General features: G+C 36.7%; 28 protein-coding genes. 8 read left to right on the forward strand and 20 right to left on the reverse strand.

Going from position 1 to position 26,302, the window contains the following annotated elements; all coding sequences use genetic code 11:
* Positions 1–24 precede the first annotated feature (24 nt).
* From PVV59_RS01405 to topA, 9 genes are all read right to left on the reverse strand, one after another.
* Entirely contained in the window at positions 25–513 is a 489-nt protein-coding gene (locus PVV59_RS01405) for an Lrp/AsnC family transcriptional regulator (RefSeq protein WP_273754118.1), read from the reverse strand.
* 21 nt (positions 514–534) lie between these two features.
* On the reverse strand, positions 535–1,164 hold the full coding sequence (locus PVV59_RS01410; RefSeq protein WP_273754120.1) for a uracil-DNA glycosylase family protein: 630 nt from the start codon (positions 1,162–1,164) through the stop codon (positions 535–537).
* Between the two features lie 26 nt (positions 1,165–1,190).
* Positions 1,191–1,751: a thermonuclease family protein gene (locus PVV59_RS01415; RefSeq protein ID WP_273754121.1), complete on the reverse strand. Its 561-nt coding sequence runs from the start codon at positions 1,749–1,751 to the stop codon at positions 1,191–1,193.
* Between the two features lie 334 nt (positions 1,752–2,085).
* Complete coding sequence (gene rpmG, locus PVV59_RS01420; RefSeq protein WP_004864083.1) at positions 2,086–2,253, reverse strand: 50S ribosomal protein L33; 168 nt, start codon at positions 2,251–2,253, stop codon at positions 2,086–2,088.
* A gap of 103 nt (positions 2,254–2,356) precedes the next feature.
* On the reverse strand, positions 2,357–2,605 hold the full coding sequence (locus tag PVV59_RS01425; protein ID WP_273754122.1) for a hypothetical protein: 249 nt from the start codon (positions 2,603–2,605) through the stop codon (positions 2,357–2,359).
* Complete coding sequence (locus PVV59_RS01430; protein ID WP_273754123.1) at positions 2,598–3,143, reverse strand: MFS transporter; 546 nt, start codon at positions 3,141–3,143, stop codon at positions 2,598–2,600. Before PVV59_RS01430 ends, PVV59_RS01425 begins: the two co-directional genes overlap by 8 nt.
* A gap of 6 nt (positions 3,144–3,149) precedes the next feature.
* Positions 3,150–3,440 (reverse strand): hypothetical protein, encoded by a 291-nt coding sequence (locus tag PVV59_RS01435; RefSeq protein ID WP_273754125.1) that lies wholly within the window; start codon positions 3,438–3,440, stop codon positions 3,150–3,152.
* Positions 3,441–3,752: 312 nt separating this feature from the next.
* Positions 3,753–6,023 (reverse strand): ribonuclease R, encoded by a 2,271-nt coding sequence (rnr, locus tag PVV59_RS01440; protein ID WP_273754126.1) that lies wholly within the window; start codon positions 6,021–6,023, stop codon positions 3,753–3,755.
* Between the two features lie 3 nt (positions 6,024–6,026).
* Entirely contained in the window at positions 6,027–8,606 is a 2,580-nt protein-coding gene (gene topA, locus PVV59_RS01445) for a type I DNA topoisomerase (RefSeq protein ID WP_273754127.1), read from the reverse strand.
* A 272-nt stretch (positions 8,607–8,878) separates the two neighbouring features.
* Between topA and PVV59_RS01450 the strand changes: the two genes are divergently transcribed.
* Positions 8,879–9,085, forward strand: coding sequence for a hypothetical protein (locus PVV59_RS01450; RefSeq protein ID WP_005773510.1), 207 nt, complete (start codon positions 8,879–8,881; stop codon positions 9,083–9,085).
* Here PVV59_RS01450 and dprA read toward each other — a convergent pair.
* The 4 genes from dprA to PVV59_RS01470 are packed head-to-tail and all read right to left on the reverse strand — an operon-like array spanning position 9,015 to position 13,115.
* Complete coding sequence (dprA, locus tag PVV59_RS01455) at positions 9,015–10,232, reverse strand: DNA-processing protein DprA (RefSeq protein WP_273754128.1); 1,218 nt, start codon at positions 10,230–10,232, stop codon at positions 9,015–9,017. The genes PVV59_RS01450 and dprA overlap by 71 nt on opposite strands.
* On the reverse strand, positions 10,207–10,839 hold the full coding sequence (plsY, locus tag PVV59_RS01460; RefSeq protein ID WP_273754130.1) for a glycerol-3-phosphate 1-O-acyltransferase PlsY: 633 nt from the start codon (positions 10,837–10,839) through the stop codon (positions 10,207–10,209). The genes dprA and plsY overlap by 26 nt, the downstream gene beginning before the upstream one ends.
* A 12-nt stretch (positions 10,840–10,851) precedes the next feature.
* Entirely contained in the window at positions 10,852–12,153 is a 1,302-nt protein-coding gene (locus PVV59_RS01465) for a dihydroorotase (protein ID WP_273754132.1), read from the reverse strand.
* Positions 12,150–13,115 carry an aspartate carbamoyltransferase catalytic subunit gene (locus PVV59_RS01470; RefSeq protein WP_273754133.1) on the reverse strand — a complete coding sequence of 322 codons (966 nt, stop codon included), beginning with the start codon at positions 13,113–13,115 and terminating at the stop codon, positions 12,150–12,152. Before PVV59_RS01470 ends, PVV59_RS01465 begins: the two co-directional genes overlap by 4 nt.
* Before the next feature lie 126 nt (positions 13,116–13,241).
* Between PVV59_RS01470 and PVV59_RS01475 the strand changes: the two genes are divergently transcribed.
* Positions 13,242–14,861 (forward strand): acyl-CoA dehydrogenase family protein, encoded by a 1,620-nt coding sequence (locus PVV59_RS01475; RefSeq protein WP_273754134.1) that lies wholly within the window; start codon positions 13,242–13,244, stop codon positions 14,859–14,861.
* Here the strand turns inward: PVV59_RS01475 and ruvX are convergent.
* Positions 14,846–15,325, reverse strand: coding sequence for a Holliday junction resolvase RuvX (gene ruvX, locus PVV59_RS01480; protein WP_273754135.1), 480 nt, complete (start codon positions 15,323–15,325; stop codon positions 14,846–14,848). The two genes, PVV59_RS01475 and ruvX, sit on opposite strands and share 16 nt — an antisense overlap.
* A 146-nt stretch (positions 15,326–15,471) precedes the next feature.
* Here ruvX and gatC point away from each other — a divergent pair, with 146 nt between their 5' ends.
* Both gatC and gatA read left to right on the forward strand, forming a co-directional pair.
* Positions 15,472–15,759 (forward strand): Asp-tRNA(Asn)/Glu-tRNA(Gln) amidotransferase subunit GatC, encoded by a 288-nt coding sequence (gene gatC / locus PVV59_RS01485; protein WP_273754136.1) that lies wholly within the window; start codon positions 15,472–15,474, stop codon positions 15,757–15,759.
* Positions 15,760–15,790: 31 nt separating this feature from the next.
* Positions 15,791–17,275 (forward strand): Asp-tRNA(Asn)/Glu-tRNA(Gln) amidotransferase subunit GatA, encoded by a 1,485-nt coding sequence (gene gatA / locus PVV59_RS01490; protein WP_273754137.1) that lies wholly within the window; start codon positions 15,791–15,793, stop codon positions 17,273–17,275.
* Between the two features lie 91 nt (positions 17,276–17,366).
* Here the strand turns inward: gatA and PVV59_RS01495 are convergent, their stop codons facing one another.
* The 5 genes from PVV59_RS01495 to PVV59_RS01515 form a co-directional block, all read right to left on the reverse strand.
* Complete coding sequence (locus tag PVV59_RS01495) at positions 17,367–18,077, reverse strand: ABC transporter ATP-binding protein (RefSeq protein WP_273754139.1); 711 nt, start codon at positions 18,075–18,077, stop codon at positions 17,367–17,369.
* Positions 18,064–18,846, reverse strand: coding sequence for an ABC transporter ATP-binding protein (locus tag PVV59_RS01500; RefSeq protein ID WP_273754140.1), 783 nt, complete (start codon positions 18,844–18,846; stop codon positions 18,064–18,066). The genes PVV59_RS01495 and PVV59_RS01500 overlap by 14 nt, the downstream gene beginning before the upstream one ends.
* Positions 18,843–19,901, reverse strand: coding sequence for a branched-chain amino acid ABC transporter permease (locus PVV59_RS01505; protein ID WP_273754141.1), 1,059 nt, complete (start codon positions 19,899–19,901; stop codon positions 18,843–18,845). Before PVV59_RS01505 ends, PVV59_RS01500 begins: the two co-directional genes overlap by 4 nt.
* Complete coding sequence (locus PVV59_RS01510) at positions 19,901–20,977, reverse strand: branched-chain amino acid ABC transporter permease (RefSeq protein WP_273754142.1); 1,077 nt, start codon at positions 20,975–20,977, stop codon at positions 19,901–19,903. The genes PVV59_RS01505 and PVV59_RS01510 overlap by 1 nt, the downstream gene beginning before the upstream one ends.
* Positions 20,978–21,096: 119 nt before the next feature.
* Positions 21,097–22,230, reverse strand: a complete 1,134-nt coding sequence (locus PVV59_RS01515; protein ID WP_273754143.1) for an ABC transporter substrate-binding protein — start codon at positions 22,228–22,230, stop codon at positions 21,097–21,099.
* Positions 22,231–22,555: 325 nt separating this feature from the next.
* On the opposite strand from PVV59_RS01515, the gene PVV59_RS01520 reads away from it, so the two are divergent.
* The 4 genes from PVV59_RS01520 (at position 22,556) to PVV59_RS01535 (ending at position 25,462) form a co-directional block, all read left to right on the forward strand.
* A complete protein-coding gene (locus PVV59_RS01520; RefSeq protein WP_273754145.1) occupies positions 22,556–23,134 on the forward strand; it encodes a cold-shock protein in 579 nt (192 codons plus the stop codon).
* Between the two features lie 252 nt (positions 23,135–23,386).
* Positions 23,387–23,899, forward strand: coding sequence for a DUF192 domain-containing protein (locus tag PVV59_RS01525; RefSeq protein ID WP_273754146.1), 513 nt, complete (start codon positions 23,387–23,389; stop codon positions 23,897–23,899).
* The gene (locus PVV59_RS01530; protein WP_273754147.1) at positions 23,896–24,669 is read left to right on the forward strand and encodes an alpha/beta fold hydrolase; all 774 of its coding nucleotides are present in this window, start codon (positions 23,896–23,898) and stop codon (positions 24,667–24,669) included. Before PVV59_RS01525 ends, PVV59_RS01530 begins: the two co-directional genes overlap by 4 nt.
* A gap of 580 nt (positions 24,670–25,249) precedes the next feature.
* Positions 25,250–25,462 (forward strand): DUF3126 family protein, encoded by a 213-nt coding sequence (locus PVV59_RS01535; RefSeq protein ID WP_273754148.1) that lies wholly within the window; start codon positions 25,250–25,252, stop codon positions 25,460–25,462.
* 44 nt (positions 25,463–25,506) lie between these two features.
* Here PVV59_RS01535 and radC read toward each other — a convergent pair whose 3' ends face one another.
* Positions 25,507–26,301 carry a DNA repair protein RadC gene (gene radC, locus PVV59_RS01540; RefSeq protein ID WP_273754149.1) on the reverse strand — a complete coding sequence of 265 codons (795 nt, stop codon included), beginning with the start codon at positions 26,299–26,301 and terminating at the stop codon, positions 25,507–25,509.
* Position 26,302: the final 1 nt, after the last annotated feature.

The raw sequence follows: 26,302 nt of genomic DNA on the forward strand, positions 1-26,302 counted from the left end.
ATGAGAAGGACATAAAAAAAACTTTTAAGTTTGTTCATTCGCCTTTTCATGTAATTTAATATAATTAAGTGGAAGTTCTGTTGTATATTTAATCTGTTCCATTGCAAAAGAAGATGAAACATCACGGATATCAATTTTAGAAATTAATTTTTTATAAAAAAGATCATAAGCTTCAATATCGGGAACGACAACACGCAATAAATAGTCAATATCCCCGCTCATTCGATAAAATTCAATGACTTCACGGAATTCTTGCACAATCTTTGAAAAGCGCTTAAACCATTCATGACTGTGGGTGTTTGTACGAATAGAAACAAAAACAGTAACGTGCGCATTTACTTTTTCTGGAGAAAGAACGGCAACGCGACGCTGAATAACACCTTCTTCTTCAAGTTTTTGAATTCTACGCCAGCAAGGAGTGGTCGAAAGCCCCACTTTTTTAGCAATATCAGCTACAGAAAGTGTCGCATTTTCTTGCAAAAGATGTAAAATTTTTCGGTCAAGACGATCCATATTTTTTCTCAATATTTTAATCTATAAAAATTTACGTACTAAATGACGCAAATATACAATAAGCTCATCATTAAACCATGGATTTTTCTGTAGCCAAGCAGTATTTCGCCATGATGGATGAGGTAAAGGCATAACATTATAGCCTCGAGGCTGAGAGATGGAAAGGATATTTCTCCAATCACGAACAGTTGCTGAAACGGTTTTATGTTTTAATTCTGTAATATGCCACTTTTGTGCATAACTGCCAATAGCAAGAACAAGCTTTATTTGAGGCATCGCTTGAAATATCTTCTCATGCCATATTTCTCTACATTCACGTCTTGGTGGCAAATCAGTTTTATTTTTGTCATAACCTGGAAAACAAAATCCCATAGGAACAAACGCAAAGAGAGATCTATTATAAAACTCTTCTTTTGTTACGTTAAGCCAATCACGTAATCTTTCACCAGAGCGATCATTAAAAGGAATAGATGTTTCATGAACACGCAATCCTGGGGCTTGTCCTGCGATTGCAATTAAAGCCGTATGGGATAAATAAACAACGGGATTTGGTTCATGAGGAAGAGGAGAGAAATAATATGGTTGTTGGATACAAACCCGACAGGAATAGATTTCTTTTTCAAGTTTGATAATTGGGCTACATTGTTTCATTAGTCAATAAAATTTAAAAATATTTTTTACTCTGTGCGAGGATGTGCTTTGCGCCATTCTTTGGGTCGTTGAAAACTTGATGCCCATATTCCTCTTTTTTTTCTTCTGGCTTCTTGCTCTTCTTTGGGGTAATCATAATAGCTTACAGCCCAACCATTCTGTACAAGTGCGGCATTGATATCGCTAACTTGTTGCGTTTGACATGTTGCAAGGATACGGCGATATTTATCTGTTTTATGCCAATGACATGTAACAGATTGGTTTTCTACCAATTGTTCTAAATATTTTTTTGCCTCAAGTCCACAAGGGTATCGTAGCTTTTCTTTTCCACAAAATTGATGAAGTTCAGGAGCATCAATGCCAACTAGCCGAATCTTAATGGAAGAAATCATGATGGAATCGCCATCAATGACAAGAGTCTTTCCTTCAATAGAATTTTTAGAAGAAAATTTTTCTTTTTGGCGCAACGTCTGAGTCGGCTTAAAATAAGTTGTCATCATGATAAGAATGCTAGCTGTGATAAAAATACTAAAACCGATAATTTTATTTAAGCTTCTTAGATTAAAATGGGAAAAGTTTTTTTTCATGAAATAAAGAAACTGCTACTATCATTATAACGCATTCTATTGAGCATTGCTTATCATTCTTTCAAAAACTTCATTCACATGACGAAAAAAGCATTCCGTTTTAATGATAAAATTTCGTTAGATATTACAAAAATAAAATATGCATTCAGTATAATATGTAAGCAACTTAAATAATAAATCAACTTAGCTAAATCCATATAGGCCAATACAAATTTAAAGTTATACAGATTTCAAAATAAAAACAACAAAAAACACTCCTCAAAAAATAACTTTGAAGAGTAATAATCCCGCATTTCTTTGGGAGTATAAAACCTATCAATAATGATTGGCTTATTTATTTAATTTTCGTTTCTTTAAATTCAACGTGTTTTTTTACAACTGGATCATATTTACGTTTGCTCATTTTATCTGTCATTGTACGGCTGTTTTTCTTTGTTACATAGAAAAAACCAGTATCTGCAGTTGATAAAAGCTTGATCTTAATGGTTGCTGCTTTAGCCATAATGCAAAAATCCTATTTATACTGAAAAAAATATCATCGCTGTTAGAACTTATTTCCAACATCATCAAATTTTCCGGCAACAGTACGGATGTTCTCAAAAAAGTCAAGAGCTGATTAGTTTTCTCATAAGTTGGGTAAATACCAAAATGACATATAAACCAAAAAGATCAAAAATATCCATGGATTTTCCGATAAAAGTTGGTCCTATGAACATACCAATTCCATAGCAAAAAGTAAAAGCAGAATTAGCAGCAGCAAGTTCTTGCCCCCTAAGACGTGCACCACCTAGATGTGCAAGACCAATTGTATAAAGGCTCGCTGATACACCACCTAGAATAAATAGATCAAACATCAGAATCCATAGATATTGAATAATCCATGGTACTATAAAAATTTCCACAAATCAGCGGATAGCGCCTATCTTTGGCATAGTCGCTTAACATACTGATAGGAATTAAGAGAAAAATATTCCCGAGTGCAAGGGTTGCCATAAAGTGTGCTGCTTCATTTTCATTATAACCAATGGATAAACTAAAGGGGATTATAAGCGTTAATGTGCCCATTTGAATGGCCCCATAAACAAGAGCCGCCATCATCGCGTTTGGAACCTGAAAAAGATAACGAAAAAATGGCGTATATTGATTTTTTTGAAATTCTGGACTTAATTTCCAAGCTGCAAGAATTGGTATAGTAGCAAGTATAATAAGGCTACAGCCAACAGCAAAAGGAATAAATCCTTGTGTTCCCACTTTTGCTAACAGTGTTAGACCTATCACAAACCCTAATTCTAAGACAATAGCATAAATAGAAAGGATCAAACCGCGTTTTTTGGGAGGAGCATAACTGTCATAGTAAAATGCAATATAAACTTTAAAATAAACCAATCCCATATGAATTCAAAAAAAATAGAATCCTAAAAAACTTAGAGATCCTATCTCCATCATAAGCAATATTGTCTGAGCGACGCTTAAACATAAAGCAATTCGAGACGTAAAAATAGCTGCAATAATTGTGGCGATTCCACCAACTGTTCCACTATAGCCGATCGTACTGTTGGAAAGCTCTTTCTCTGCCATAAGAAGAGAGACAAGTTGTGTTCTCATTGCTAATGCTGTTCCAACAATGCCAATGGTTGCAATAGCGGCAATAATTGCACGCAAGGGATTATTTTGAGAGTTTTTTTTCATGAGAATGGCTTAAGGTACTTTTGTAATGAAGAGGCAAGCTGAAATGAAAGAAAGATCAAACAAACCTTTGCAGATTCTCTCTCTTCATTGAGTATAAAAAAAACTCTGCAATACTTTTAATACAAAATAAAACATATGCTCTTAATATGTCAAAGAAAGCATATTGTATACAAAAATGATATAAATATTCAATATTATAGACAGTTTCTTAGTTTAAATCATTATGATATCATTTATTATTAACTATTAAAGAGTGAATGAAAAGCTTTATTATTTTTCAATAAAAATTTAAGAAATATTTTTTACTTTTAACTAATATTTTCTTCTTCCATAAAAATGGCGCTTTTGTTTTTTTAATTTGTTTTTATGGTAGGATATCGATGAAAATTTGATTGGACGGGGCTCTGTTAAAAGCTCGAAGCTTAAAGCACCAGCAAAAGGCTGTACGGTTATAAGTTTTACTTCTACAATATCACTAAGCTGATAGCCTTTATGGCTATGTTGTCCTATAAGAATATGTTGCGCTTCATCGAAATGATAATAATCATTTTTAAGTGTAGAAATATGGACAAAACCATCTGTATTGAGTTTATCAAGAGAAATAAAAAGCCCTGCTTTTGTGACTCCAGAAATACGGCCTGTAAAAATACGGCCAATTTTATTCGTTAAATAGTGCGCAACAAGCCGATCAATCGTTTCTCTTTCAGCAATCATTGCACGCCGCTCGTACAAAGAAATTTGCGTAGCAATTTCTGCAAGGTTTTGTTCTTGTGTATCCGTTAATTGATCATTTCCTAGTTTGAGAGCTTTAATGAGTGCTCGATGAATAACAAGATCAGCATAACGGCGAATTGGTGATGTAAAATGTGTATAGTTTTGCAAATTCAAACCAAAATGTCCACTATTTTTAGGATTGTATTCTGCTTGTGATTGTGAACGCAATATAACTTGATTGACAAGTTCTTGTTGTTCCGTATGAGCAACCTTTTCTAAAATTCTATTAAGACGTGCTGATGTTAATTCAGCACTTTTTGAGAGGGATATTCCTAAACTTTGAAGGAAATTCCGCAATATTTCTTGTTTGGCAAGAGAGGGTTTGTCATGAATACGATAAATGAGGGGCTGATGATGTTTTTTTAATGTTTCAGAAGCTGCAATATTGGCTTGTATCATAAACTCTTCAATCAAATGATGGGCTTCTAAATGTTCTTCACTCACAACATCTTGGATGCATCCATTTTGATCAAGAATAATCTTTTTTTCTGCTATTTCTAGTTCTAGGGGCTGTCGACGATTTCGAGCGATTTTAAGACATGCATAAGCATTCCATAAGGGGTGCAAAATATTCTCAAACAGGGAAGCATTTTTTTTATGGATATGTTCTTTTTTTGCCAATTGTACTTCTTGATAGGAGAGTTTGGCTTTTACACGCATCATAATACGATGAAAACTATGTTTTAGTTTATTACCATTTGCATCAAAAATCATACGAACGGCTAAAGCTGGTCTTTCTTTTCCTTCACGCAAAGAACATAAATCATGAGAAAGGCGTTCAGGTAGCATTGGTACAACGGTATCAGGAAAATAAACAGAATTTCCACGTTTTAATGCTTCTTTATCTAAAGCGCTTCCTGTTTTGATATAGTAAGAAACATCTGCAATAGCTACAATAATAATCCAACCACCATCATTTGTAGGATCCTTATCCTTGCTTGCATAGACTGCATCATCATGGTCTTTTGCATCTGGTGGATCAATCGTAATAAATGGTAATTGTCGCCAATCTTCACGATTATCCATATTAGCAGCTTTGATATGTTTAACTTCCTCAAGAACTCTTTCAGGAAAAATATAAGGAATTCCTTTTGAAAGAAGAGCAATCATTGAGAGTGTTTTCTCACTCTTAATATGCCCTAAAACATTTTTTATTTGCGCACTTTTAAGTCCATAACCAGTATTTTTTTTTATTTCAACTTCAACGAGATCATCCGTTTCAACCTTCATTTCTGGAGATATTTCAACGATGAGCTCATTGGTTTTGCGGTCTATAGGTTCAAGACGCCATTGATTATTTTCTAACTTTCGTACAACACCAAATGTGTTCTTTGGGGATATATCAATTTTACGAATAATTCGCCCCGTATAAGGGGAATTTTGAGAATTTTTATTTCGAAAAACTTTTACAAGAACATGATCTCCAACACCAATGCTCCCTCCCTTTATGTGACGAAAAGAGTGTATTTCAATATTAGGTTTTGGCGTATCTTCCCATTCAAAAGGTTGTGCAATAAAACCCCCATCTTTATCACGGCCGCTAATTTTTACTAAAGTAACAGGGGGTAATTGTCCTTTGTTTATTGCTCTTTTGCGCTGTTTAGATATAAGATTTTGATCCTTTAATGTACGTAATATATCTCTAAGCCAGATACGAGAATTGCTTTTTAAGTTAAAAGCTTTGGCGATTTCTCGTTTACTTAATCGGTTAGGGTTTTCATTGATAAAGGAAAGAATTTCTTTCCTATTGGGCAAATTTCCCCCCCTGACTGAGGAGAGGAATTTTACGTTTTTTTCACCTTTAGCCAAATTTTATGTCTCTTTTACTTTTACTTTTGCTTTTGTTTTGGAAGAAGCTTTTTTTGACGTTGTCTTTTTACGCGATGCTTTAGCCGATATAAGTTCTAATGCCTCTGAAAGGGTTACACTAATGGGATCTTTATCTTTTGGCAATGTTGCATTAACTTTACCCCAATTGACATAAGGACCATAACGTCCATTGCGCACAGTGACAATTCCTCCTTCGGGGTGCTCTCCTAATGTTGCAAGTGCTGTAGATGTTGTTCTACTTTGCTTGGTTTTATTTTCTTGGTGTTCTGCCAATACTGTAATAGCACGATTGATACCAATATCAAAAACTTCATCCGCATGAAGAAGGCGCGCAGATTTTCCATTATGACTAAGGTAGGGACCATAGCGTCCAATTGTCGCTGTGATCATTTTGCCTGTTTCAGGATGCGTTCCAATTTCACGGGGTAGGGAGAGTAAAGCCAAGGCTTTATCAAGAGTGATATTTTCCGCCTGCCATTCTTTTGGTAATCCCGTACGTTTGGCTTCTTTGCTTTCACCAAGTTGAATATAGGGACCAAAACGGCCATTGCGAAGAGAAATATCTTTTCCTGTTTGAGGATCAACACCAAGCATCACAGGTTCCTCATTGTGCACAGCTTTATTTTCTTCTTCTGTATCTGTCCCAAGTTGGCGTGTATATTTACATTCTGGATAGTTGGAACAGCCAACAAAAGCACCATAACGACCAAGTTTTAAGGATAATTGACCATTTTTACACAGAGGACAGGAACGCACATCACTTCCATCTTCGCGTTCAGGAAAGGCGAGAGGTGCTAATGTTACATTTAAAACATCAAGGACATTGGCGATACGAAGCTCTTGGATATTGCTAATAGATGCATTAAATCCATCCCAAAAATCACGCAATACGTCTTTCCAAGAAAGTTTGCCATCAGAGATAAGATCCAGCTTTTCTTCAAGATCTGCTGTGAAACCATATTCTACATAGCGATTAAAAAAATTTTCAAGAAAGGCTGTAACAATACGCCCCTTAGCATCAGGAATTAGCTTCCGCTTATCAATGACAATATATCCACGATCACACAATGTTGCCAATGTGGAGGCATAAGTTGAGGGGCGACCAATTCCCAATTCTTCAAGTTTTTTAATTAATGAGGCTTCAGAATAACGGGAAGGGGGCTCTGTGGTATGTTGTACAGATTCGACTTTTTCTTTCGTAAGTGCTTCACCTGTATTTATTTGTGGTAAACGTGTTGATTCATTTTCTTCATTATTTTCTTCGTCTCGTTGATCTGTATAAACGGAAATAAAACCGTCAAAACGAACAATAGATCCTGTTGCTCGAAGATTTGCACGGTTGTCTCCTTGCTGGGCTTCAATTTCAACGGTTGTACGTTCAATTTCAGCAGAACGCATTTGGCTGGCAATAGCGCGCTTCCATATCAACTCATAGAGCTTTGCCTGATCACTGTCGAGAAAATTGCGAACTTGGTTGGGGGACCTTTGAAAATCTGTTGGACGGATTGCTTCATGTGCTTCTTGTGCATTTTTTGCCTTTGTTGAATAAAAACGTGGTTTTTCAGGAACATAGTCATTTCCAAAAGATTCATGAATTACTTTTCTTGCTGTATCAATGGCTTCTGGCGCTATTTGCACACCATCGGTACGCATATAAGTAATAAGTCCCGCCATTTCACCGTTAATTTCAATTCCTTCATAAAGCTTTTGGGCAATTTGCATCGTGCGAGAAGCTGAAAAGCCTAATTTTGAAGAAGCCGCTTGTTGTAGTGTAGAGGTAGTAAAGGGAGGAAAAGGATTTCTTTTTGTAGGTTTTGCTTCAACACTGAGTGTATGATATTGGGCCTTCTCCAACATAAGGCGAATTTGATCTGCTTGTTCTTGAGATTGAATATCAAGTTTGCCAATCTTTTTTTGATTAAACATTGTCAATCTTGCTTGAAAATGATCATTTCTGATGGTTTTTAACTGTGTTGTAATGGACCAATAATCTTCTTTGATAAAATGTTCTATTTCTGCTTCACGGTCACAAATAATCCGCAAAGCAACCGACTGAACACGTCCAGCCGAGCGTGCACCAGGGAGTTTACGCCATAAAACAGGTGAAAGTGTAAAACCAACAAGATAATCGAGAGCACGACGTGCAAGATAGGCATCGACAAGTGATGTATCAATATCCCGCGGATTGTTCATAGCATCAAGCACAGACTTTTTCGTGATGGCATTGAAGACAACTCTTTTTATAGGTTTATCTTTTAAAACTTTTTTTTGATGAAGAACATCCAGAATATGCCATGAAATAGCTTCCCCTTCACGATCAGGGTCTGTTGCTAAGATAAGGCTATCGGCCTCTTTAACGGCTTTTGCTATTTCATTTAAACGTTTTTCAGCCGCAGAATCTATATCCCATTTCATTGAAAAATCTTGATCCGGTAAAACGGAGCCATCTTTTGCAGGCAAATCACGAACATGTCCAAATGATGCGACAACTTTGTATTGAGACCCAAGATATTTATTAATTGTTTTTGCTTTTGCTGGAGATTCAACGATAACGATATTCATAATTTTACCCGAATATTGAAATAAAAACTTTTTTATAAACGCCTTTCACGTGAATAGCTAATGGCAATTGCTTAAGAACACATAAAAAAAATATTAGCCATATAAAAAACATGAATATTGTACAACTTGTGATTGTTATTATTAAAGCGCACCCTATATAGAATTACACGATTTATTTTTAACTGTTATTACAAAAGCGTACGGCGAATTACTAAAATACTAAGATGACGTCTATTGAGAGGTGGAGGGGAAATGCTCAAGGATAGAGGATTATGTTTATAAATCATTTGAAAGTTATCCAATATATTACAGACATGTCAAAGCAAATGAATCAGATGGCGCGTCAGGCGCATAGTCCGCTTTTAGCATTGCTTTTGGATATGGTTGCCAAAGAAGGGCAAAGCATTATTAATAGTGCTGAGGCTCTTGGGGAAGATCAAGATTCGACAATGACACACAACCACCAGAGTGTCGAATAAGCTTTCCAGCAAGCTCGAGTTCTACCAATAAGAGGTAGAGAGTTGGGAGTGGAACACCTGCGTGGGTACTGAGTGTATCTATGTCGATTGGCGTTGTCGAAAGAGCAGAGAGAATTGCTGCGCGTGCTGCATCATCATCACCCATTAAAGAGGGATGAGAGTTTTTTTCGTCTACTGAATTACAATCCTCCTTTTCAAGTTGTAAAGAGGATGGTTCCTCAAAAAAATTGAGTTGGGAATTGGGAAGCGATGAAATTAATGGCGTAAGTGTTTCTATGATGTCAGAAGGATGTGTGGTGAGGAGAGCGCCGTCCTTTATGAGGTTGTTTGTACCAACAGACCTTGGATCAAGTGGAGAACCGGGAATAGCAAAAATCAACCGTCCCATTTCAGCTGCTTGACGTGCGGTAATTAAGGATCCTGAACGCAGGGCAGCCTCCACAACCAAGAGACCGAGTGAGAGAGCTGCAATAATACGATTTCTTCTTGGAAAATCGATAGCGCGCGGCTTCCAAGAGATGGGCATTTCGCTGATGATGGCTCCACCGTTGGCGATGATATCTTCATACAACTTTTTATTTTCAGGAGGATAGATATGATCAATTCCCCCAGCCATGACTGCAACAGTTCCTGTTTTTAAACTTGCTTGATGCGCAACGCTATCAATTCCACGAGCAAGCCCAGAAATTGTTACAAAGTCTTCTTCTCCGAGAAAATGCGCAAACTGAGCTGTAAGTTTTTTTCCAGCAGCTGAAGCATTTCGAGAGCCTATAATTCCAATCGAAGTTTTTTGAAAAATTGAAACATTACCTTTGATAGCAATAAGTGGCGGAGGAGCTTCTGTAACTTTCAGAAAAACTGGATAATCTGGTTCTCCCATACCAATAAACCGAATACCTAATCTTTCAGCTTCTTGTATTTCTTTTTCTGTATCTTCTAAGCTTGCTATTTTAATAGATGCAGAACCGCCTCCTTTTCTAATAAGTTCTGGCAGCGCTGCTAAAGCATTTTCTGCTGTTTTATAATGATCAATGAGATTGCGAAAACTAACAGCTCCAATATTTTCACTGCGCAATAACCGTAACCAGCTTAGACGTTGACGATCAGTAAGCAGGATTCCTTTATTTATCTCTGTTTTGCGTACCAATCTTACTTTCTTCCCCACTTAATAATCTACTGATATTTGCACAATGTTTTATGAACACAAATAGGCTCATCGCGATCAGCATACAACAGAAATAAAAATTGGAAAAATAAAAAACGAATATCGGCGTGACTGTAACAGCAATAAGCGCAGATAATGAAGAATAACGCATGAGAAGAAAAATTGCACTCCATACAATAATAAAAATAATTGCTGCGGGCCAATATCCGCCTAAGCAGACCCCTAAATAGGTTGCAACACCTTTACCACCTTTAAATTTAAGCCATACGGGAAAAAGATGTCCTAAGAAAGCAAAAAAACCCGCTAGAGAAATAAGAACACTCTTATCGAGCGGATCATTAAAGAACTTTATAACGAAAATAACGATAGCTCCTTTCAACATATCACAAAGAAGTGTTAGAGCAGCAACTTTTTTATTTCCTGTTCGTAAAACATTTGTTGCTCCAATATTTCCGGAACCAATTGCTCTTATATCGCCAAGTTTGGCCAATCTCGTAAATAGAAGACCAAATGGAATCGATCCGATGAGATAAGATACGAGGAAAATAAACCATGGAGTAGACTGAAAAAATATTTTTGCTTCATTCATTCAAGAATCTCATTACGTTTGTCGGTCAAGTTTAAAAACGGATTTCCCTTTTACAAAGGTTTGAAGTACACGTCCTTGAAAACGTGCATTTTCAAAAGGCGTATTTTTTGAACGTGAATAAAACTTCTCTGTTGAAACAACCCATGGTTCTTCAAGATCAACCACAATAAGGTCCGCATAAGCACCTTTTTTGAGTGTTCCTGCATCGAGTCCAAAGAGCTTTGCAGGCGTTGTTGACAAAAGCTCAGCTATTCGGAGAAGAGATAGGCTCTCATCATGATAAAGACGCAAAGCTGCACTCAATAAGGTCTCCATACCAATAGCACCAGCTGCTGCATCATTGAAGGGTAAATGTTTTGTGTCGATACCTTGAGGATCATGGGAAGAGACAATGATATCTATCGTCCTATCTCTTATTGCTTCAATCAGTGCTATCCGGTCTTCTTCTGTACGCAATGGGGGTATAAGATGGAAAGAAGTTTGATATTGACCAATATCATTTTCGTTGAGAGATAAATGATTAATCGATACACCAGCTGAAATTTTTTCACTGCGCTGCTTGCTTAAGCGAAGAGCATCAGCAGAGAGCGCTGTTGATATCTGGGCGGCATGATAGCGGGTTTGCGTTAATGTCGCTAAGCGCAGATCCCTTTCAAGTGGGATAACTTCTGCTTCACGGGGGATTCCAGAAAGCCCTAGCCAACTGGCGAGCAACCCTTCATTCATGACACCTTTTCCTGTAAGGTCCTTATCTTGTGTTTCATGTATCAAGGGAACATCAAAATCGCGTGCATAAGTCATTGCACGTCGCATAACAGATGAATTTTGAAGTGTTTTTTTTCCTTCACTAAAAGCAACAGCTCCTGCATCTTTGAGCAAACCAAATTCGGTTATTTCTTCTCCGTTGAAACCTTGTGTGATTGCTGCAACGGGATAAATATTGACCGATGACATTTCCCCTGCTGTGCGCTTAATGAATTGAACGAGGACAACATTATCAATAACTGGGTGCGTGTCGGGCATCATAAGAAAGGAAGTAATGCCGCCTGCTACCGCTGCTTGACTTGCAGATGCAATTGTTTCACAATTTTCGTTTCCTGGTTCTCCAACAAAAACACGTGCATCAACAAGTCCAGGGAGAATTGCTTTGTTTTGTGCATTAATAATTTCTGCTTCTGTAGGCATTCCCTGATTCAAAGCTTCTTTTCCAGCGGCTATAATCCGTCCATTTTCAACAATAACTGTACCAATTTCATCGATTGTACGTGAAGGATCAATAATACGAGCATTTTGAAAAACAATTGGTTTTATCATTTTTTTTCTCCATTGATCTTCAAGCGTGAATCTAATAAAGCTTCCATGACGGCCATACGCACTGCAATTCCCATTTCTACTTGTGTATGAATCATACTTTGTGGTCCATCGGCTATATCGGATGCAATCTCCACACCACGGTTTATGGGACCAGGATGCAAAATAATGCAATCATCTTTAGCATAAGCCAAATTTTCTTTATGTAAGCCAAAATAATGAAAATACTCACGTATAGAGGGAATAAAAGAGCCTGCCATACGTTCATGTTGTAAGCGTAACATCATGATAACGTCAGCATCTTTAAGACCTTCTTTCATACTGTTAAAAACCTCAACGCTCATATCGACAATCCCTGTGGGTAAGAGTGTGGAAGGTGCAATAACACGAACTCGGGCCCCCAAAGCATTAAGACTGAGGATATTAGAACGCGCGACACGCGAGTGCAAGATATCTCCACAAATGGCAACCGTTAATCCTTCAATACGACCTTTTGCTCTTTTAATGGTGAGAGCATCTAATAAAGCTTGGGTTGGGTGTTCATGAGAACCATCACCGGCATTAATGACACAACAATCAACTTTTTGTGCTAATAGAGCTGCTGCTCCCGCACTGCTATGGCGAAAAACCAGTATATCTGGCTTCATCGCATTAAGTGTTGCAGCCGTATCAAGTAACGTTTCCCCTTTTTTTACAGATGAGTTGTCGATCGCTACACTCATCACGTCTGCTCCCAACCGTTTGCCTGCTAATTCAAAAGAAGATTGTGTTCGCGTAGAAGCTTCAAAAAAGAGATTAATTTGAGTCCGCCCATACAAAATAGATTTTATTTTATCAACTTTGTTAGAAAGAATAATGTTTGCTTCTGCACGATCAAGCAATGTATTAAGATCTTGTACACTCAGATCTTTAATAGCTAAAAGATGTTTATGAGGGAAAAGTGGAAAAAAATTATCTTGAATCATAGCATTCTTCTTTATCTCTCTTTAAAACGGATTTAACAAGCATTTGTTTGAATATGATAAATGTTTCTTAACTCTAAAAAGACAAATAGTCTATGATATGAATGATTTGAATATAGGAATAGACTTATGAGTGCTGTCTCTGCGCAAAATGCTCGTCGAAAAAATACATTTCTTAGCGATACGCTTATGTTTCGTATAGCCTCTACTTTACCTAAGTTTTTACTAGCAAGCTTTGAAGAAATAGGGGATTTTACTGCGAGTCGAGAGGCATGGAAGCTTTCTTGCTTAGCGAATCATTATAAGCCTTTGTTGTATTATAACGATGAATGGGGGCAACAGGTAGAAAAATTAGAAATACATTCTTCCTATAAAGATCTTCAAAAATATTCTAGACAAGCAGGGTTGGTCACTTCACTTTGGGAAAATACTTCTTCAGAAAATGGGGTACGCTATCAAGCACGTGCGATTCGTTTGGCTTTATCTGCTGGTTTAGAAACAGGGCATTTGAATGAAGTTATTATAACGAGTGCAGCGATTGCTGTTTTAATTAGTGATAGTGACATCTTTAAAAAATGGCAAAATGTCCTTTTGTCACGCCAATATGATTCCTCATCAAAGCCTATTGATCATAAAAAATCTGCTTCTCTAACGTGTGCTTTTGATGACATTGAACAATACGCTTTCAATTTTCCAAGTGTTAAGAAAATTTCTTTTGATGAAAATATGGAACGTGATCTGTATCGTTTAAATGTTGTAAAAACTAATGTTATTAATCCTACAGCTGATGGATATCTTGTTAGTGCAGATTTAAATGGTCATTTAAGTTGCTTTTTTGTTCCACGTATACAGGAAAATGGTGCATTAAATGGACTGATATCGATTCGTCATTTAATTCAGCGTTCTGGAGAACATTTAACCCCAGAGGGAGTTGTTGATTTTCAAGGCAGTTATGGCTGGCTTTTGGGAAATGCTGGAGAAGGGCTTAAAGTTATTAAAGATATCGAGACGATGATGCGTTTTGATCAATCTGTCATATCGGCAGGTGTTTTGCGTGCTGCTCTTCAATTTGGTATAGATTTTTTCCGCAAAAAAACACCAAATCAGCCTTTACCACCACTAACAGAACGTATTTTTGCAGATATTGCATTAGATATTGCTGCTTCACAAGCATTGGTTTTGCGTTTAGCGCGAGCCTTTGATAATGCAGCAAATGACCGTTCTGAAGCCGCTTTCGCTCGCATTATGACACCTATTATTGCTTATCACGTCAGTCAATTGGTTGTGCCTATTATTGGCGAAATTATTGCACAACTTGGTATTGAAAGCTTTATAGAGAACAATCCATTATCACAAATGTTGCATAATGGACCTGCGCGAATTGTGAGAAATAGTTCGGCTAATCAATTGGTAAAGGATGCCATTCTTATTGCTGAAAAAGCGCCGAGTTTGTTTCAGAAATTGTTAGAAAAAATTGCTCTTGATATTGGCCCAGCAGGACCACGTACCATTGAAATTATTAAGTCTGCCAGTGATATGGCCGCGGCAAATGAAGGAGCAGGAAGATTTTTTGTTGAACAAGTAGCTTATGCAGCAGCTGCTGCATCATTATGTTTTACGGATATAGAACACGTTGCAAATGCCTATATGGAAAGCCGCCTTGGTGGACAATGGAGATCTTCTTATGGGATGCTTATTGCGCGCTATAATGCAGGGCATTTGCTCAATGTTCTCTATCCTTCCATATGATGAAAGTTTTGAATTCTATTGAGAGCACCTTGTAATATAAAAGCAGCAGCTGCCGAATCAATTCTGTTTGCTCTTTTAGTACGTGATACATTCATTTCTAAAAGAGAACGTTCTGCGGCAATGGTTGATAAGCGTTCATCCCAAAAAACAAATGGAATTTCTGTATGTGCTTTCATATTACTTACAAAAGCCTTAGTTGCTTGAACACGAGAGCCACTGCTTCCATTCATGTTAAGAGGTAAGCCAATGATAACAACGCCTACATTTTCATGATCAAAAATTTTAATCAGTGTGCGAGCATCTTCTGTGAATTTTTTTCGCTGAAGTACAGGACGGGGATTTGAAACAATTAGCCCCATATCAGAAATCGCAATTCCAATCGTTTTTGTCCCTAAATCCAAGCCTGCTATTGTTTGTCCAGGCAAAAGATGTGTCATAACTTCATTGATATTAATAACAGCCATAAGAATTATAATACGTTTTTTAATGTTTCAGATCTATAATTATATTCTTTATTTATGTTATCTAATATTCTTGCGCTTGCAAGTGCAGCCTTGTATAGCCAGAATAAAGATTAACAAATAAAAGAAAACAGAAAGGCGTAAAGAGTATGTCTGTTGATCAAGAAACCGTTAAGCGGGTTGCACGTTTAGCGCGGATTGCCATCCACGATAATGAGATAGAACCTATGACAAAAAAATTCAATGTTGTTTTAGGTTTTGTAGAGCAATTGAATGAAGTTGATGTCAGTGAAGTTGAACCATTAACATCTCTGATACCGATGACTCTACGAATGCGCGAAGATCATGTTACAGATGGCAATAAAGTAGCGGATATTATCGCCAATGCCCCTGTTACAGAAGAAAATTTTTTTCTTGTCTCAAAAATTGTTGAGTAACTTTTTATATTTTTGAAATTTGAGAACCAATATGACTGATTTAACAACTCTCACAATTGCACAAGCTCGTGATGCTCTCATAAAGAAAAAGCTCAAAGCAACGGAACTAACAGAAGCCTATTTAAAAGCTATAGAATTGGCTAATCCTACTTTGAATGCTTATGTAACAATAACAGCAGAACAAGCAAGAAAAATGGCTGCTGAATCAGAGGATCGCTTGGCGAAAGGAGAGGGGCGGCTTTTAGAAGGGATTCCCTTAGGAGTTAAAGATCTTTTTGCAACCCGTGGTGTTCATACTCAAGCTTGTTCAAATATCCTTGATGGTTTTAAACCGCGTTATGAATCAACCGTTACGGCTAATTTATGGCAAGATGGTGCCGTAATGCTAGGAAAACTTAATATGGATGAGTTTGCTATGGGGTCCTCTAATGAGACATCATATTATGGTCCCGTTATTAATCCATGGAGAAAAAAAGGCTCGAATGAAAAACTCGTTCCTGGTGGTTCTTCGGGGGGATCGTCTGCCGCTGTTGCCGCACAAATTTGTGCGGGTGCAACAGCAACAGATACAGGTGGCTCAATACGTCAACCAGCAGCTTTTACGGGGACTGTAGGAATAAAGCCAACTTATGGACGTTGTTCACGATGGGGTGTTGTCGCGTTTGCTTCATCCCTTGATCAAGCTGGACCTATTGCTAGAGATGTTCGTGACTGTGCTATCTTACTCAGATCAATGGCCTCTTTTGATGAAAAAGATTCTACTTCTGTGAATTTACCAGTTCCTGATTATGAAAGTTATCTTGGTCAATCAATTAAAGGAATGAAAATTGGTATTCCAAAAGAATATTATCTGGATGGAATGTCTTCTGAAATTATTAAACTTTGGCAAAATGGAATAAATTGGTTAAAAGATGCAGGCGCTGAAATACACGATATTTCTTTACCCCATACAAAATATGCTCTACCTTCTTATTATATTATAGCTCCTGCAGAAGCCTCTTCTAATTTAGCGCGTTATGATGGTGTCCGTTTCGGTTTGCGTGTACCTGGAAAAGATATCATTGAAATGTATGAAAAGACACGTTCTGTTGGTTTTGGTGATGAAGTCAAGCGGCGTATTTTGATAGGGACTTATGTTCTTTCATCAGGCTATTATGATGCCTGTTATCTAAGAGCTCAAAAAGTAAGAACACTTGTAAAACGTGATTTTGATCAATGTTTTGATTCAGGCATTGATGCTATTCTTACACCAGCAACACCAACACCTGCCTTTGGTATTGCTGATGAAAAAATAAAAAATGATGCTGTCGCAATGTATCTTAATGATATTTTTACTGTGCCGGTTAATATGGCTGGTTTACCAGGAATTTCTGTTCCTGCTGGTTTGTCATCAAATGCTTTACCCTTGGGATTGCAATTGATTGGTAAACCTTTTGCTGAAGAGGTCATTTTTCAAATGGCACATATTATTGAACAAGCTGCAGGAACATTTTGTGCAGAAAAATGGTGGATATAATTATCAAACTGAAAAGCATTTCTCATCAGTTATGAGAAATGCTTTCTTAAAAGTGAGTAGGGGTGGACTCTATTTCCTTAATTTTTTGTCTTTATCCACCAAGATAGGCTTCTTTAACGCGCGGATCAGAAAGCATAGCTTTTCCTTCACCGTGAAATAAAATATGCCCTACCTCTAAAATATAAGCATAATCAGCTATAGAAAGTGCAGCAAATGCGTTTTGTTCAATAAGAAGAACAGTTTTTCCCATATCATTAATTTTCCGGATAATCGAAAAAATCTCCCGGACAAGAAGGGGGGCTAATCCCAATGAGGGCTCATCTAATATAACCATATCAGGATTGCTCATGAGTGCGCGCCCTACAGCAACCATTTGTTGTTCTCCACCTGACATTGTTCCTCCCAACTGTTTTGATCTTTCACGTAGACGCGGGAAAAGATCAAATATCCATTCAATATCACGAGAAATTCCCTGTTTATCATGACGGATATAAGCACCCAGATGGAGATTTTCTAAAACAGTGAAATGGGGCATAATACGTCGCCCTTCAGGGCTTAGAGCAATCCCTAATCGCAAAATCTCTTCTGGTGATTTTTTAATAATTGATTCACCATTATAGGTAATTTCTCCATAAACAGAGCGATTAAGTCCTGTAATAGAGCGTACAATACTGCTTTTTCCTGCACCATTCGCTCCAATTAAAGTAATAATACTTCCTTTTTTTATGGACATGGAAAGATTTTGGACAGCTTTAATGGCGCCATAATGAACGTGAAGATTTTTTATTTTAAGAATATCCATAAACATCTCCGCCAAGATAAGCTTCAATAACTTTTGGGTCATTACGAATTTCATCTGGTGTGCCATTGGCAATGCAACAGCCATATTCCATAACCAAAATATGTTGGCAAAGTCCCATAACTACTTTCATATCGTGCTCAATAAGAAGAATTGTAAGATCAAAGTCCTTTTGCACTTTTGCTATGAATTTTCTAAGATCTTCACTTTCTTGCGGATTCATGCCAGCAACAGGTTCATCAAGAAGAAGCAATTTAGGCCTTGTGGCTAACGCACGTGCGATTTCTAAACGCCGTTGTACACCATAAGGTAAAGCTGTTGCCAATTGATTGGCAAGATGATCAAGTTGTAGCCGTTCAAGAAGTTCCATGGAATTTTTATAAACTTCTCTTTTTTCTCTCATTGCTTTTGAAAAAAAGAGAGCCGAATAAAACCAAGGATATTTTTGACGGACATGAGCGCCTACCATAACGTTCTGTAAAACCGTCAACCCTGAGAAAAGACGAATATTTTGAAATGTTCGGGCAATATGACGCCTGCAGACAATATAAGGAGGTTCTCCAGAAATTTTTTGCTCATCAAAAAGAATGGTACCACTTGTAGGGGCATAAAATCCAGAAATCATATTGAAAACTGTTGTTTTTCCGGCACCATTGGGACCAATTAATCCAGTTATGCTTCCTCGTTTAATGGCCATGTTAACGTTATTGACAGCAATTAATCCACCAAAACGCATTACAATATCATTGAGTGAAAGAAGAATGTCGTTCATAGCTTTCCCTCAGTATTAGAAAACTTTTTGCGTACCAAAAAGCTATAAATTCCATTCCATGAGAATTCACGTTGTCCCATCAACCCTTTTCTCCAAAATAAAATAATTACCAGCAATAAAAGAGAGAAAACAACCATGCGAAGTCCTGGTGTTTCTGGAATATGTATAAAGCCTAAGTCAAATGGACTTTCAATAATACGAAGCCATTCAAGCATGACGGTAATAATAATGCTGCCAATAACGCTTCCTGTAATTGAGCCAAGACCACCAGCAACGACAATCATCAAAATATTAAAAGTGAGCAAAAAATTAAACATTTTCGGATCAATGGTTGAAATAAGAGCAGCCATTAATGCGCCACCTACACCTGCAAAAAACGCTCCAACAGTAAAAGAAAAACTACGGTAGAAAAAAGCATTAATTCCCATAGTTTTCGCAGCAATTTCATCATCACGAATAGCCCGTAATACATTACCCGTATTGCTTCGCAGTAAGAGAGCAATAAAGAGAATTGTAAATGTTAACCAACCATAGTTCCACCATAATGTTGCATTTTGAGGTATTCCTTTGATTCCCAAAGAACCATTTGTGAGAGATGTCGCATTCGTAATGACAATGCGGATAATTTCTGCAAAACCCAATGTTGCAATTCCCAGATAATCGCCACCAAGACGTAATATTGGCAAAGCAATTAATAAACCGATAATTGCTGCACACAAACCACTGATAACAACAGCAACAAAAAAAGGGAATTGCAGATGAGATAATGGTTCAGCTATGGGGTCAAGAATCCACATCATCTCTTTTTGTTCAGGGGAAAGAAGTAAAATTGCACAGACATAAGAACCAATAGCCATAAAGCCAGCATGTCCAAGGGAAAACATACCTGTAAAGCCATAAATCAAATTAAGTGAAATTGCCAATATTGCATTAATAGCAATTAGATTGATGATACGAAGTGTATAATCATTAAAATGGTTATCCGCATAGAATAAAAAACCTATAAGAACGAAAATACTCATACATGATAAAAAGGTTGTCGCTGACTTTACCATTAGATTTTCTCCTGACTTTTTTTACCCATTAATCCCGTGGGCAATACCAATAAAATCAGAATCAATAAAATGAAAGCGAAGGCATCACGATATCCAGATAGCGCGGGAAAAAATGCGATAATCATAATTTCAATAAACCCTAATAATAATCCTCCCAACATTGCCCCTGGTATTGAACCAATACCTCCGATAACAGCAGCGATAAAGGCTTTAAGACCAGGAAGAACGCCCATATAAGGCTGAATTTGAGGATAACGTAAAGACCACATAATGCCGGCTATAGCAGCAAGTGCTGAGCCTATCCCAAATGTAAATGCAATGACTTTATTGACAGAAACCCCCATCAAACGTGTCGTTTCAATATCATGAGAGATTGCACGCATAGCAAGACCAGGCTTTGTTTTATGGATAACCCATAACAGTAAAACAATAAGAATCAATGACACAATGGGAACAATCAATGACATGGGAGCAATTCTAATGATACCTTCTGCTTCTGATCCTAGGTGCCATAAAAATGGTGTTACCAGAAAATCTGGTTGTTTTACACCTTTGGGAACACCACTAAAGAGTACAGTAGCAAGATTTTCAATAAAAAAAGAAACACCAATTGCACCGATAAGAGCCGAAATACGCGGCGCATGACGTAGAGGTTTATAAGCGAGTTGATCAACAATAATCCCCACTGCACTTGTAATAAAAATGGAAAAACAAAGAGCTAAAATCCAGATTGGGGTAAAATCTTGTGGAGAAATTTTTAAATAATAAACAACCCCTAACGTAAAAATTAAAAAAACAGCAATCCAATAAAATGAAGGACGCCTTCTAAAACCTATAAATACTGAATAATAGATAAGAGTAGCGAGGAACAAAAGAAGAAGTGCGGCCCACGCAGGCATAAAGCTAATTGTGGAAAAGAAAACAAAATAGGCTCCCAGCATAAAGATATCACCGTGAGCAAAGTTAATCAGTCTCAATATACCGTAAATCATGGTGTACCCAATAGCGATAAGCCCATAAAGAGACCCCAATGCCAGTGCATTAAAAAAATACTGGATGAACATTTCAGTGCTCATCTCTCATCCTTCCACATTCGTTAATTTACATAGGATAATAAGATTTTTTAAACTTTTGGTTGAGAAAAATATTCTCAACCAATTTTTGCATTTCAATTTTAATACGTACAATTCTTAAATTAAAAAGCAGGTTTAACTTCTTCTAAATAAACACGTTTTCCATCCTGTATTTTAATGATACCAATAGGAATTCTAGGGTTATGATTTTCATCCATCGACATATCACCAAAAGGCGTTTGAAAATCTTTTAACTTGCTTAGCGCAATCGTAATTTTCTCACGATCAGCGCTGCCAGCATTTTCAATGGCCTTCATAAACATCATATAACTCGTGTATCCCAAAACTGAATTGATATTGGGCTCTTTATCAGGATAAGCTTTTTTCCATTCCTCTGTAAACTTTTGCGCAGCGGTTGACATATTTGGCATATCCTCACTATAGGGGAGTGTCGTATGTAAGAAACCTTCTGCCGCACTTCCTGCAATGGTAATGGTTTCTGGATTATCCATGGCATCTCCACCCATAATTTGAAACTTCGCTCCTAATTCACGCGCTTGTTTCATGATGATGGCACCTTCAGAAAAGTAAGATGGAATGAACAAAATATCAGGTTTTTTTGCAATAATCTGTGTGAGAACAGCTGAAAAATCCTGATCTCCAGAATTATAATTTAAGTTTGAGATAACTTCACCACCTAATTTTTTGAAAGCTCGCGTAAAATAACTTGCAAGCCCAATGGCATAATCACTTGAAATATCTTTGAGGATAGCGGCTTTTTTTGCCCGTAAAACTTGGCTTATATAAGTTGCAATGCCGATTCCTTGATAGGAATCAATAAAACAAGCGCGAAAGTAATATTTTTTACCCTGTGTAACAAGGGGACTCGTTGAAGAAGTTGCTATGGTCGGAGTCTTTGCTTTTTCAGATATTTCACCACCTGCTAGTGAGAGTGAAGAACCATAGCTACCAATGATTCCACTTACCTTTTCACTTGCTGTTAAACGCATAACAGCATTTGCCGCTTCAACTTTATCAGATTTATTATCAATAATAACAAGCTCCACTTTGCGTCCCAAAATTTCTGGGACTTGTTTATGGGCTAATTCGATCCCTCGAATTTCAAGCTGACCTCCAAAGGCATTTTGACCACTTAATGGAAGATAAACACCAATTTTGATAGGTTCACTCGCATAAACATTCGCTGTAAATGCCATAAAAGTGGCGATTGTCGTAAGGATTTTCTTCAATTGCATTGCGCATTTTCCTTAATTGAATTGTTGTTCTTGACCTTATATTGAACTTCTTCATCACGCAAGTTACACATTAATGAAAATATCATTATGTGAAAAACTTTTATATGAGCTTTTTTGTTTGGTCCCTTTTTTAGGATATGTAAAGCTTACAATCAAATAGTTTTATAAATATTTTTTATAAATTTCATGTTGATATTAACGTGTAAGAGATACGACAATATGGGGAAATCTTATCTTGGGGCTTGCGTGTTGATACAAGAGCAATGTTTACTTAAACCTAGAGAATCAATATTGTACAATTTATAAGCTACAGGATCACGTTATTATGACGAGTAAGGATGCATTAAAAGATTGTTCCCTATCTGAGGAGAGTATAGGTACTTGTGGGGAGATTATCGAAATCAGTGGTGTCATTAAGTGGTTTGATGGTAGTAAGGGCTATGGATTTATTGTACCTGATTTGCCTCATTTCCCTGATATATTATTGCATGTTACAGTCATGCGAAGGGATGGTTTCCAAACAGCTTTGGAGGGCGCTAAAGTTATTTGCGCTGTGGAAAAAACTGAGCGAGGGTTAAAATGCGTTCAAGTGAAATCCATCGATTGTTCTTCAGCAGTTCATCCATCAGAAGTTCCTGCCCGTACTCATGTTGTTGTTACTCCAGAAAGTGGTCTAGAGCGTGCAATTGTTAAGTGGTTTAATCGTGACAAAGGTTTTGGTTTTCTTAGCCGTGGGCAGGGGACAGAAGATATTTTTATTCATATGGAAACGTTGCGCCGTTTTGGTTTAGCAGAGCTTCGTTCAGGGCAAGTTGTTCTTGTCCGATTTGGTAAAGGGGAAAAAGGTTTGATGACAGCAGAAATTTATCCAGATATAGGATTTCCTTTTGCAACAACACATTAAATCGCTACTCATTGAATTTTACGAATGAAGTCATTACATTTTTGTATTTTTAAAAGGGTGTTATTGTATAAATAGCTATAGAGGGTCTTTGTTATGGCTCTTGTGAGTTTATAAACTAAGTAAGAAAAATGCGTGTACTTATTGAAAAAAATAAGGAAAGCAAGAGAACAACTCTCTAGTTTTTTGGCTTTTAAACTCTGATATTTTTTATTTTAGAAACAAAGTATAAATTTTTTTGTGGTAGAGACAAGAGTGTTACAGCCTTTTAAAAAAGGATATATTGTTTTATGGGCGATGCTTTTTATGTTAGAAATGCGCGTTGTTGTCGCGAAGGAGCCCATAGAGATTCCTGTCCATTCGGTTCTTTTAGAAATACACACAAGCCAAGGTATAGTTTCTTATAAGGTAGAGATTGCTTTTACTCCCTCTCAAGCAGCAGCGGGTTTAATGTATCGGACTGATTTTCCACGCGATCGTGCAATGCTTTTTAAGCAGAAGAAAAATTATCAATCGGGAGGTGAACAAAAGCTTTTTATGTGGATGAAAAATACACCATTGCCCTTAGATATGATTTTTTTAAACTCTAAAGGGGTTATTGTATCGATTATTGAAAACACTTCTCCATTTTCAAAAAAAATCATTTCTTCAGGCGTTCCGGCAGCTTTTGCACTTGAGATTAATGCTGGTGAGGTTTCTGAAAAACAGATACAAAAAGGGCAACATATTATTCATCCTGTTATTTGTGGAAAGTGTAATAAACAATGACAGCTGAGGACGTTCGTTTTTTTGAATATGATGGTTTGCGCTTTGCTTATCGAGAAGAAGGGCAAGGTGCACCTATTTTGTTGATTCATGGTTTTGGATCTTCTGCTCGGGTGAATTGGTATACAACGGGTTGGTTTCGTATTCTCACTGAAGCGGGATATCGTGTTATTGCTCTTGATAATCGAGGGCATGGAGATTCAGTTAAAAGTTATGATCCTAGCTTTTATACACCTCAAGCTATGGCTGGCGATGCGGTCAAACTCTTACAGCATTTAGAATTATCTAAAGCCCATGTTATGGGGTATTCTATGGGAGCTCGTATTAGTGCTTTTATGGCTCTTTTATATCCAACATATGTGAACAGCGTTATTTTTGGTGGTTTAGGTATTGGTATGGTAACGGGTGCAGGAAATTGGGAACCTGTTGCTGAGGCTCTTTTAGCGGAAGATCCCTCTACCATTACCAATACGCGTGGTTTAATGTTCCGTAAATTTGCTGATCAAACGAAAAGTGATAGACGTGCTCTGGCTGCTTGTATTATCACATCAAAACAGGAGTTAACGGCGTCTGAAATTTATAAAATTGAACAACCCGCACTTGTTGCCGTTGGTTCATTAGATGAGATTGGCGGTGCTGCAGAGCCATTAGCAGCTTTGTTGCCTTGTGGTGAAGCTTTATCAATTCCTGATCGAGATCATATGCTTGCTGTAGGTGATAAAGTTTATAAAAAAGGTGTTATCAATTTTCTTTCTCGTTATCCTATAAAATAAAAATTTTGATAGGTCTTAGCATTTACAAAAATACCCAATATTTTCGTGTATAAACTCAAAAGCTTGTTTAAAAACTTCTCCATTTTGACATAAGTTTTTTTCACTTATTTTGTATATTTTTTAAAATATGTAATTCTTTTAAAGCTAGATAACTATATTTAAAATTTGTTGAACAGAATTGTTTTTGAGTGACGTAATAATATTTTTTGCTAAAAAATCTAAGTTCAAATAAAAATTATTATTATTTTATTTTTTATAAAAGGGACAAAATTATAAATCGTTGATTAATTTTTCTTCTAAATATGTATTCATAAATACAGATGCTAAAACTGGAGATAAAGTAAAATTATTTAAAATATACAGTTTTCTGCCATTTTTTTATCTATACGAGTATATTTAATAATGATAGACTCCTTTTATAAAAGTTCTTTATGAATATATAAAGAAAAAGTTGTAAATATATGTAATATTAAGCCAATATTCAGATTAAGCTTTTTAACTGGCTTTACAGAATCAGATAAGTGTCTTATTCGCGCGACATGCGGTTATTTAAATTGTTTCAAAAAAACAGGAGAGCATAGTGAATGCTGATGAAATAAAAAAACTTGATAATTATTTAAAAAATACATTCCAAAACTCAGCATTGCAAGTCAGAGCACGGCCTAAAAAGGATGATTCTTGTGAGGTCTATATGGGGGATGAGTTTTTAGGCGTTATCTATCGAGATGAAGATGAAGATGAGCTATCCTATAATTTTTCAATGGCTATATTAGATATTGATTTAGAAACTTGATTGGCTATTCATCCTTGAATGAAGTCTTTTTTCCCCATAAAGGTTTATATGAGTTTTAATGCTTTAAAGCTTGTATGGTTGTGGCGTGCAATAATAAGGTGATCATGAACCGTAATACCTAATGCATTTGCCGCGTCTTTTAATCTGTATGTCATTGTTATATCTGCATCAGAAGGGGTAGAATCACCAGAAGGATGATTGTGGACTAAGATAAGTCCTGATGCGGATAACTCTAAAGCTCGAAAAATAACTTCACGAGGATAAACAGGGGTATGATCAATGGTTCCAGTTTGTTGGACTTCATCAGCAAGTAAGCCGTTTTTCTTATCGAGAAATAAAATACGAAATTGTTCACGTGTTTCGTGAGCCATAACAGCTTTACAATATGCTAGTACTTTATCCCATGATGAAAAAATATCGCGTTTAAACAACTCTGAACGAGCAAGACGTCCAGCAACATCTGAAATAATTTTTAAATCAATTGCCGTTGCGGGACCACATCCTTGAACCTCTTGAAGTCGATGAATATCAGCTCCTAATACATCAGCTAATGAACCAAAATGTGCTATCAAATTTTTAGCTATAGGCTTTGTGTTTGCCCGAGGTATTGTGCGAAAAAGCAATAATTCAAGATATTCATAATCTTCAAGAGCATTTCCTTTTGACTTTAAATAACGTTTTCGAAGACGCTCACGATGTCCTTGATAATGTTTATCAAGCTGTGTGTTTCTCTTAAGTTCTTTACTTTTTCTTTCTGATACTGGGGTGGGTGGAGAATTTGATGTTAATGCAAAGTGAGTACTTTGAATATTTTCCTTTTGATTTATTTTTTTAACCATA

It is taken from the genome of Bartonella sp. MM73XJBT.G (assembly GCF_028618435.1).
Lineage (GTDB): Bacteria > Pseudomonadota > Alphaproteobacteria > Rhizobiales > Rhizobiaceae > Bartonella.

Coding starts and splice junctions, on each gene's coding strand:
- PVV59_RS01405 (WP_273754118.1), bottom strand. CDS start 513: ATGGATCGTCTTGACCGAAAAATTTTACATCTTTTGCAAGAAAATGCG.
- PVV59_RS01410 (WP_273754120.1), bottom strand. CDS start 1,164: ATGAAACAATGTAGCCCAATTATCAAACTTGAAAAAGAAATCTATTCC.
- PVV59_RS01415 (WP_273754121.1), bottom strand. CDS start 1,751: ATGAAAAAAAACTTTTCCCATTTTAATCTAAGAAGCTTAAATAAAATT.
- rpmG (WP_004864083.1), bottom strand. CDS start 2,253: ATGGCTAAAGCAGCAACCATTAAGATCAAGCTTTTATCAACTGCAGAT.
- PVV59_RS01425 (WP_273754122.1), bottom strand. CDS start 2,605: ATGTTTGATCTATTTATTCTAGGTGGTGTATCAGCGAGCCTTTATACA.
- PVV59_RS01430 (WP_273754123.1), bottom strand. CDS start 3,143: ATGGGATTGGTTTATTTTAAAGTTTATATTGCATTTTACTATGACAGT.
- PVV59_RS01435 (WP_273754125.1), bottom strand. CDS start 3,440: ATGAAAAAAAACTCTCAAAATAATCCCTTGCGTGCAATTATTGCCGCT.
- topA (WP_273754127.1), bottom strand. CDS start 8,606: ATGAATATCGTTATCGTTGAATCTCCAGCAAAAGCAAAAACAATTAAT.
- PVV59_RS01450 (WP_005773510.1), top strand. CDS start 8,879: ATGTTTATAAATCATTTGAAAGTTATCCAATATATTACAGACATGTCA.
- plsY (WP_273754130.1), bottom strand. CDS start 10,839: ATGAATGAAGCAAAAATATTTTTTCAGTCTACTCCATGGTTTATTTTC.
- PVV59_RS01465 (WP_273754132.1), bottom strand. CDS start 12,153: ATGATAAAACCAATTGTTTTTCAAAATGCTCGTATTATTGATCCTTCA.
- PVV59_RS01470 (WP_273754133.1), bottom strand. CDS start 13,115: ATGATTCAAGATAATTTTTTTCCACTTTTCCCTCATAAACATCTTTTA.
- PVV59_RS01475 (WP_273754134.1), top strand. CDS start 13,242: ATGAGTGCTGTCTCTGCGCAAAATGCTCGTCGAAAAAATACATTTCTT.
- ruvX (WP_273754135.1), bottom strand. CDS start 15,325: ATGGCTGTTATTAATATCAATGAAGTTATGACACATCTTTTGCCTGGA.
- gatC (WP_273754136.1), top strand. CDS start 15,472: ATGTCTGTTGATCAAGAAACCGTTAAGCGGGTTGCACGTTTAGCGCGG.
- gatA (WP_273754137.1), top strand. CDS start 15,791: ATGACTGATTTAACAACTCTCACAATTGCACAAGCTCGTGATGCTCTC.
- PVV59_RS01495 (WP_273754139.1), bottom strand. CDS start 18,077: ATGGATATTCTTAAAATAAAAAATCTTCACGTTCATTATGGCGCCATT.
- PVV59_RS01500 (WP_273754140.1), bottom strand. CDS start 18,846: ATGAACGACATTCTTCTTTCACTCAATGATATTGTAATGCGTTTTGGT.
- PVV59_RS01505 (WP_273754141.1), bottom strand. CDS start 19,901: ATGGTAAAGTCAGCGACAACCTTTTTATCATGTATGAGTATTTTCGTT.
- PVV59_RS01510 (WP_273754142.1), bottom strand. CDS start 20,977: ATGAGCACTGAAATGTTCATCCAGTATTTTTTTAATGCACTGGCATTG.
- PVV59_RS01515 (WP_273754143.1), bottom strand. CDS start 22,230: ATGCAATTGAAGAAAATCCTTACGACAATCGCCACTTTTATGGCATTT.
- PVV59_RS01520 (WP_273754145.1), top strand. CDS start 22,556: ATGACGAGTAAGGATGCATTAAAAGATTGTTCCCTATCTGAGGAGAGT.
- PVV59_RS01530 (WP_273754147.1), top strand. CDS start 23,896: ATGACAGCTGAGGACGTTCGTTTTTTTGAATATGATGGTTTGCGCTTT.
- radC (WP_273754149.1), bottom strand. CDS start 26,301: ATGGTTAAAAAAATAAATCAAAAGGAAAATATTCAAAGTACTCACTTT.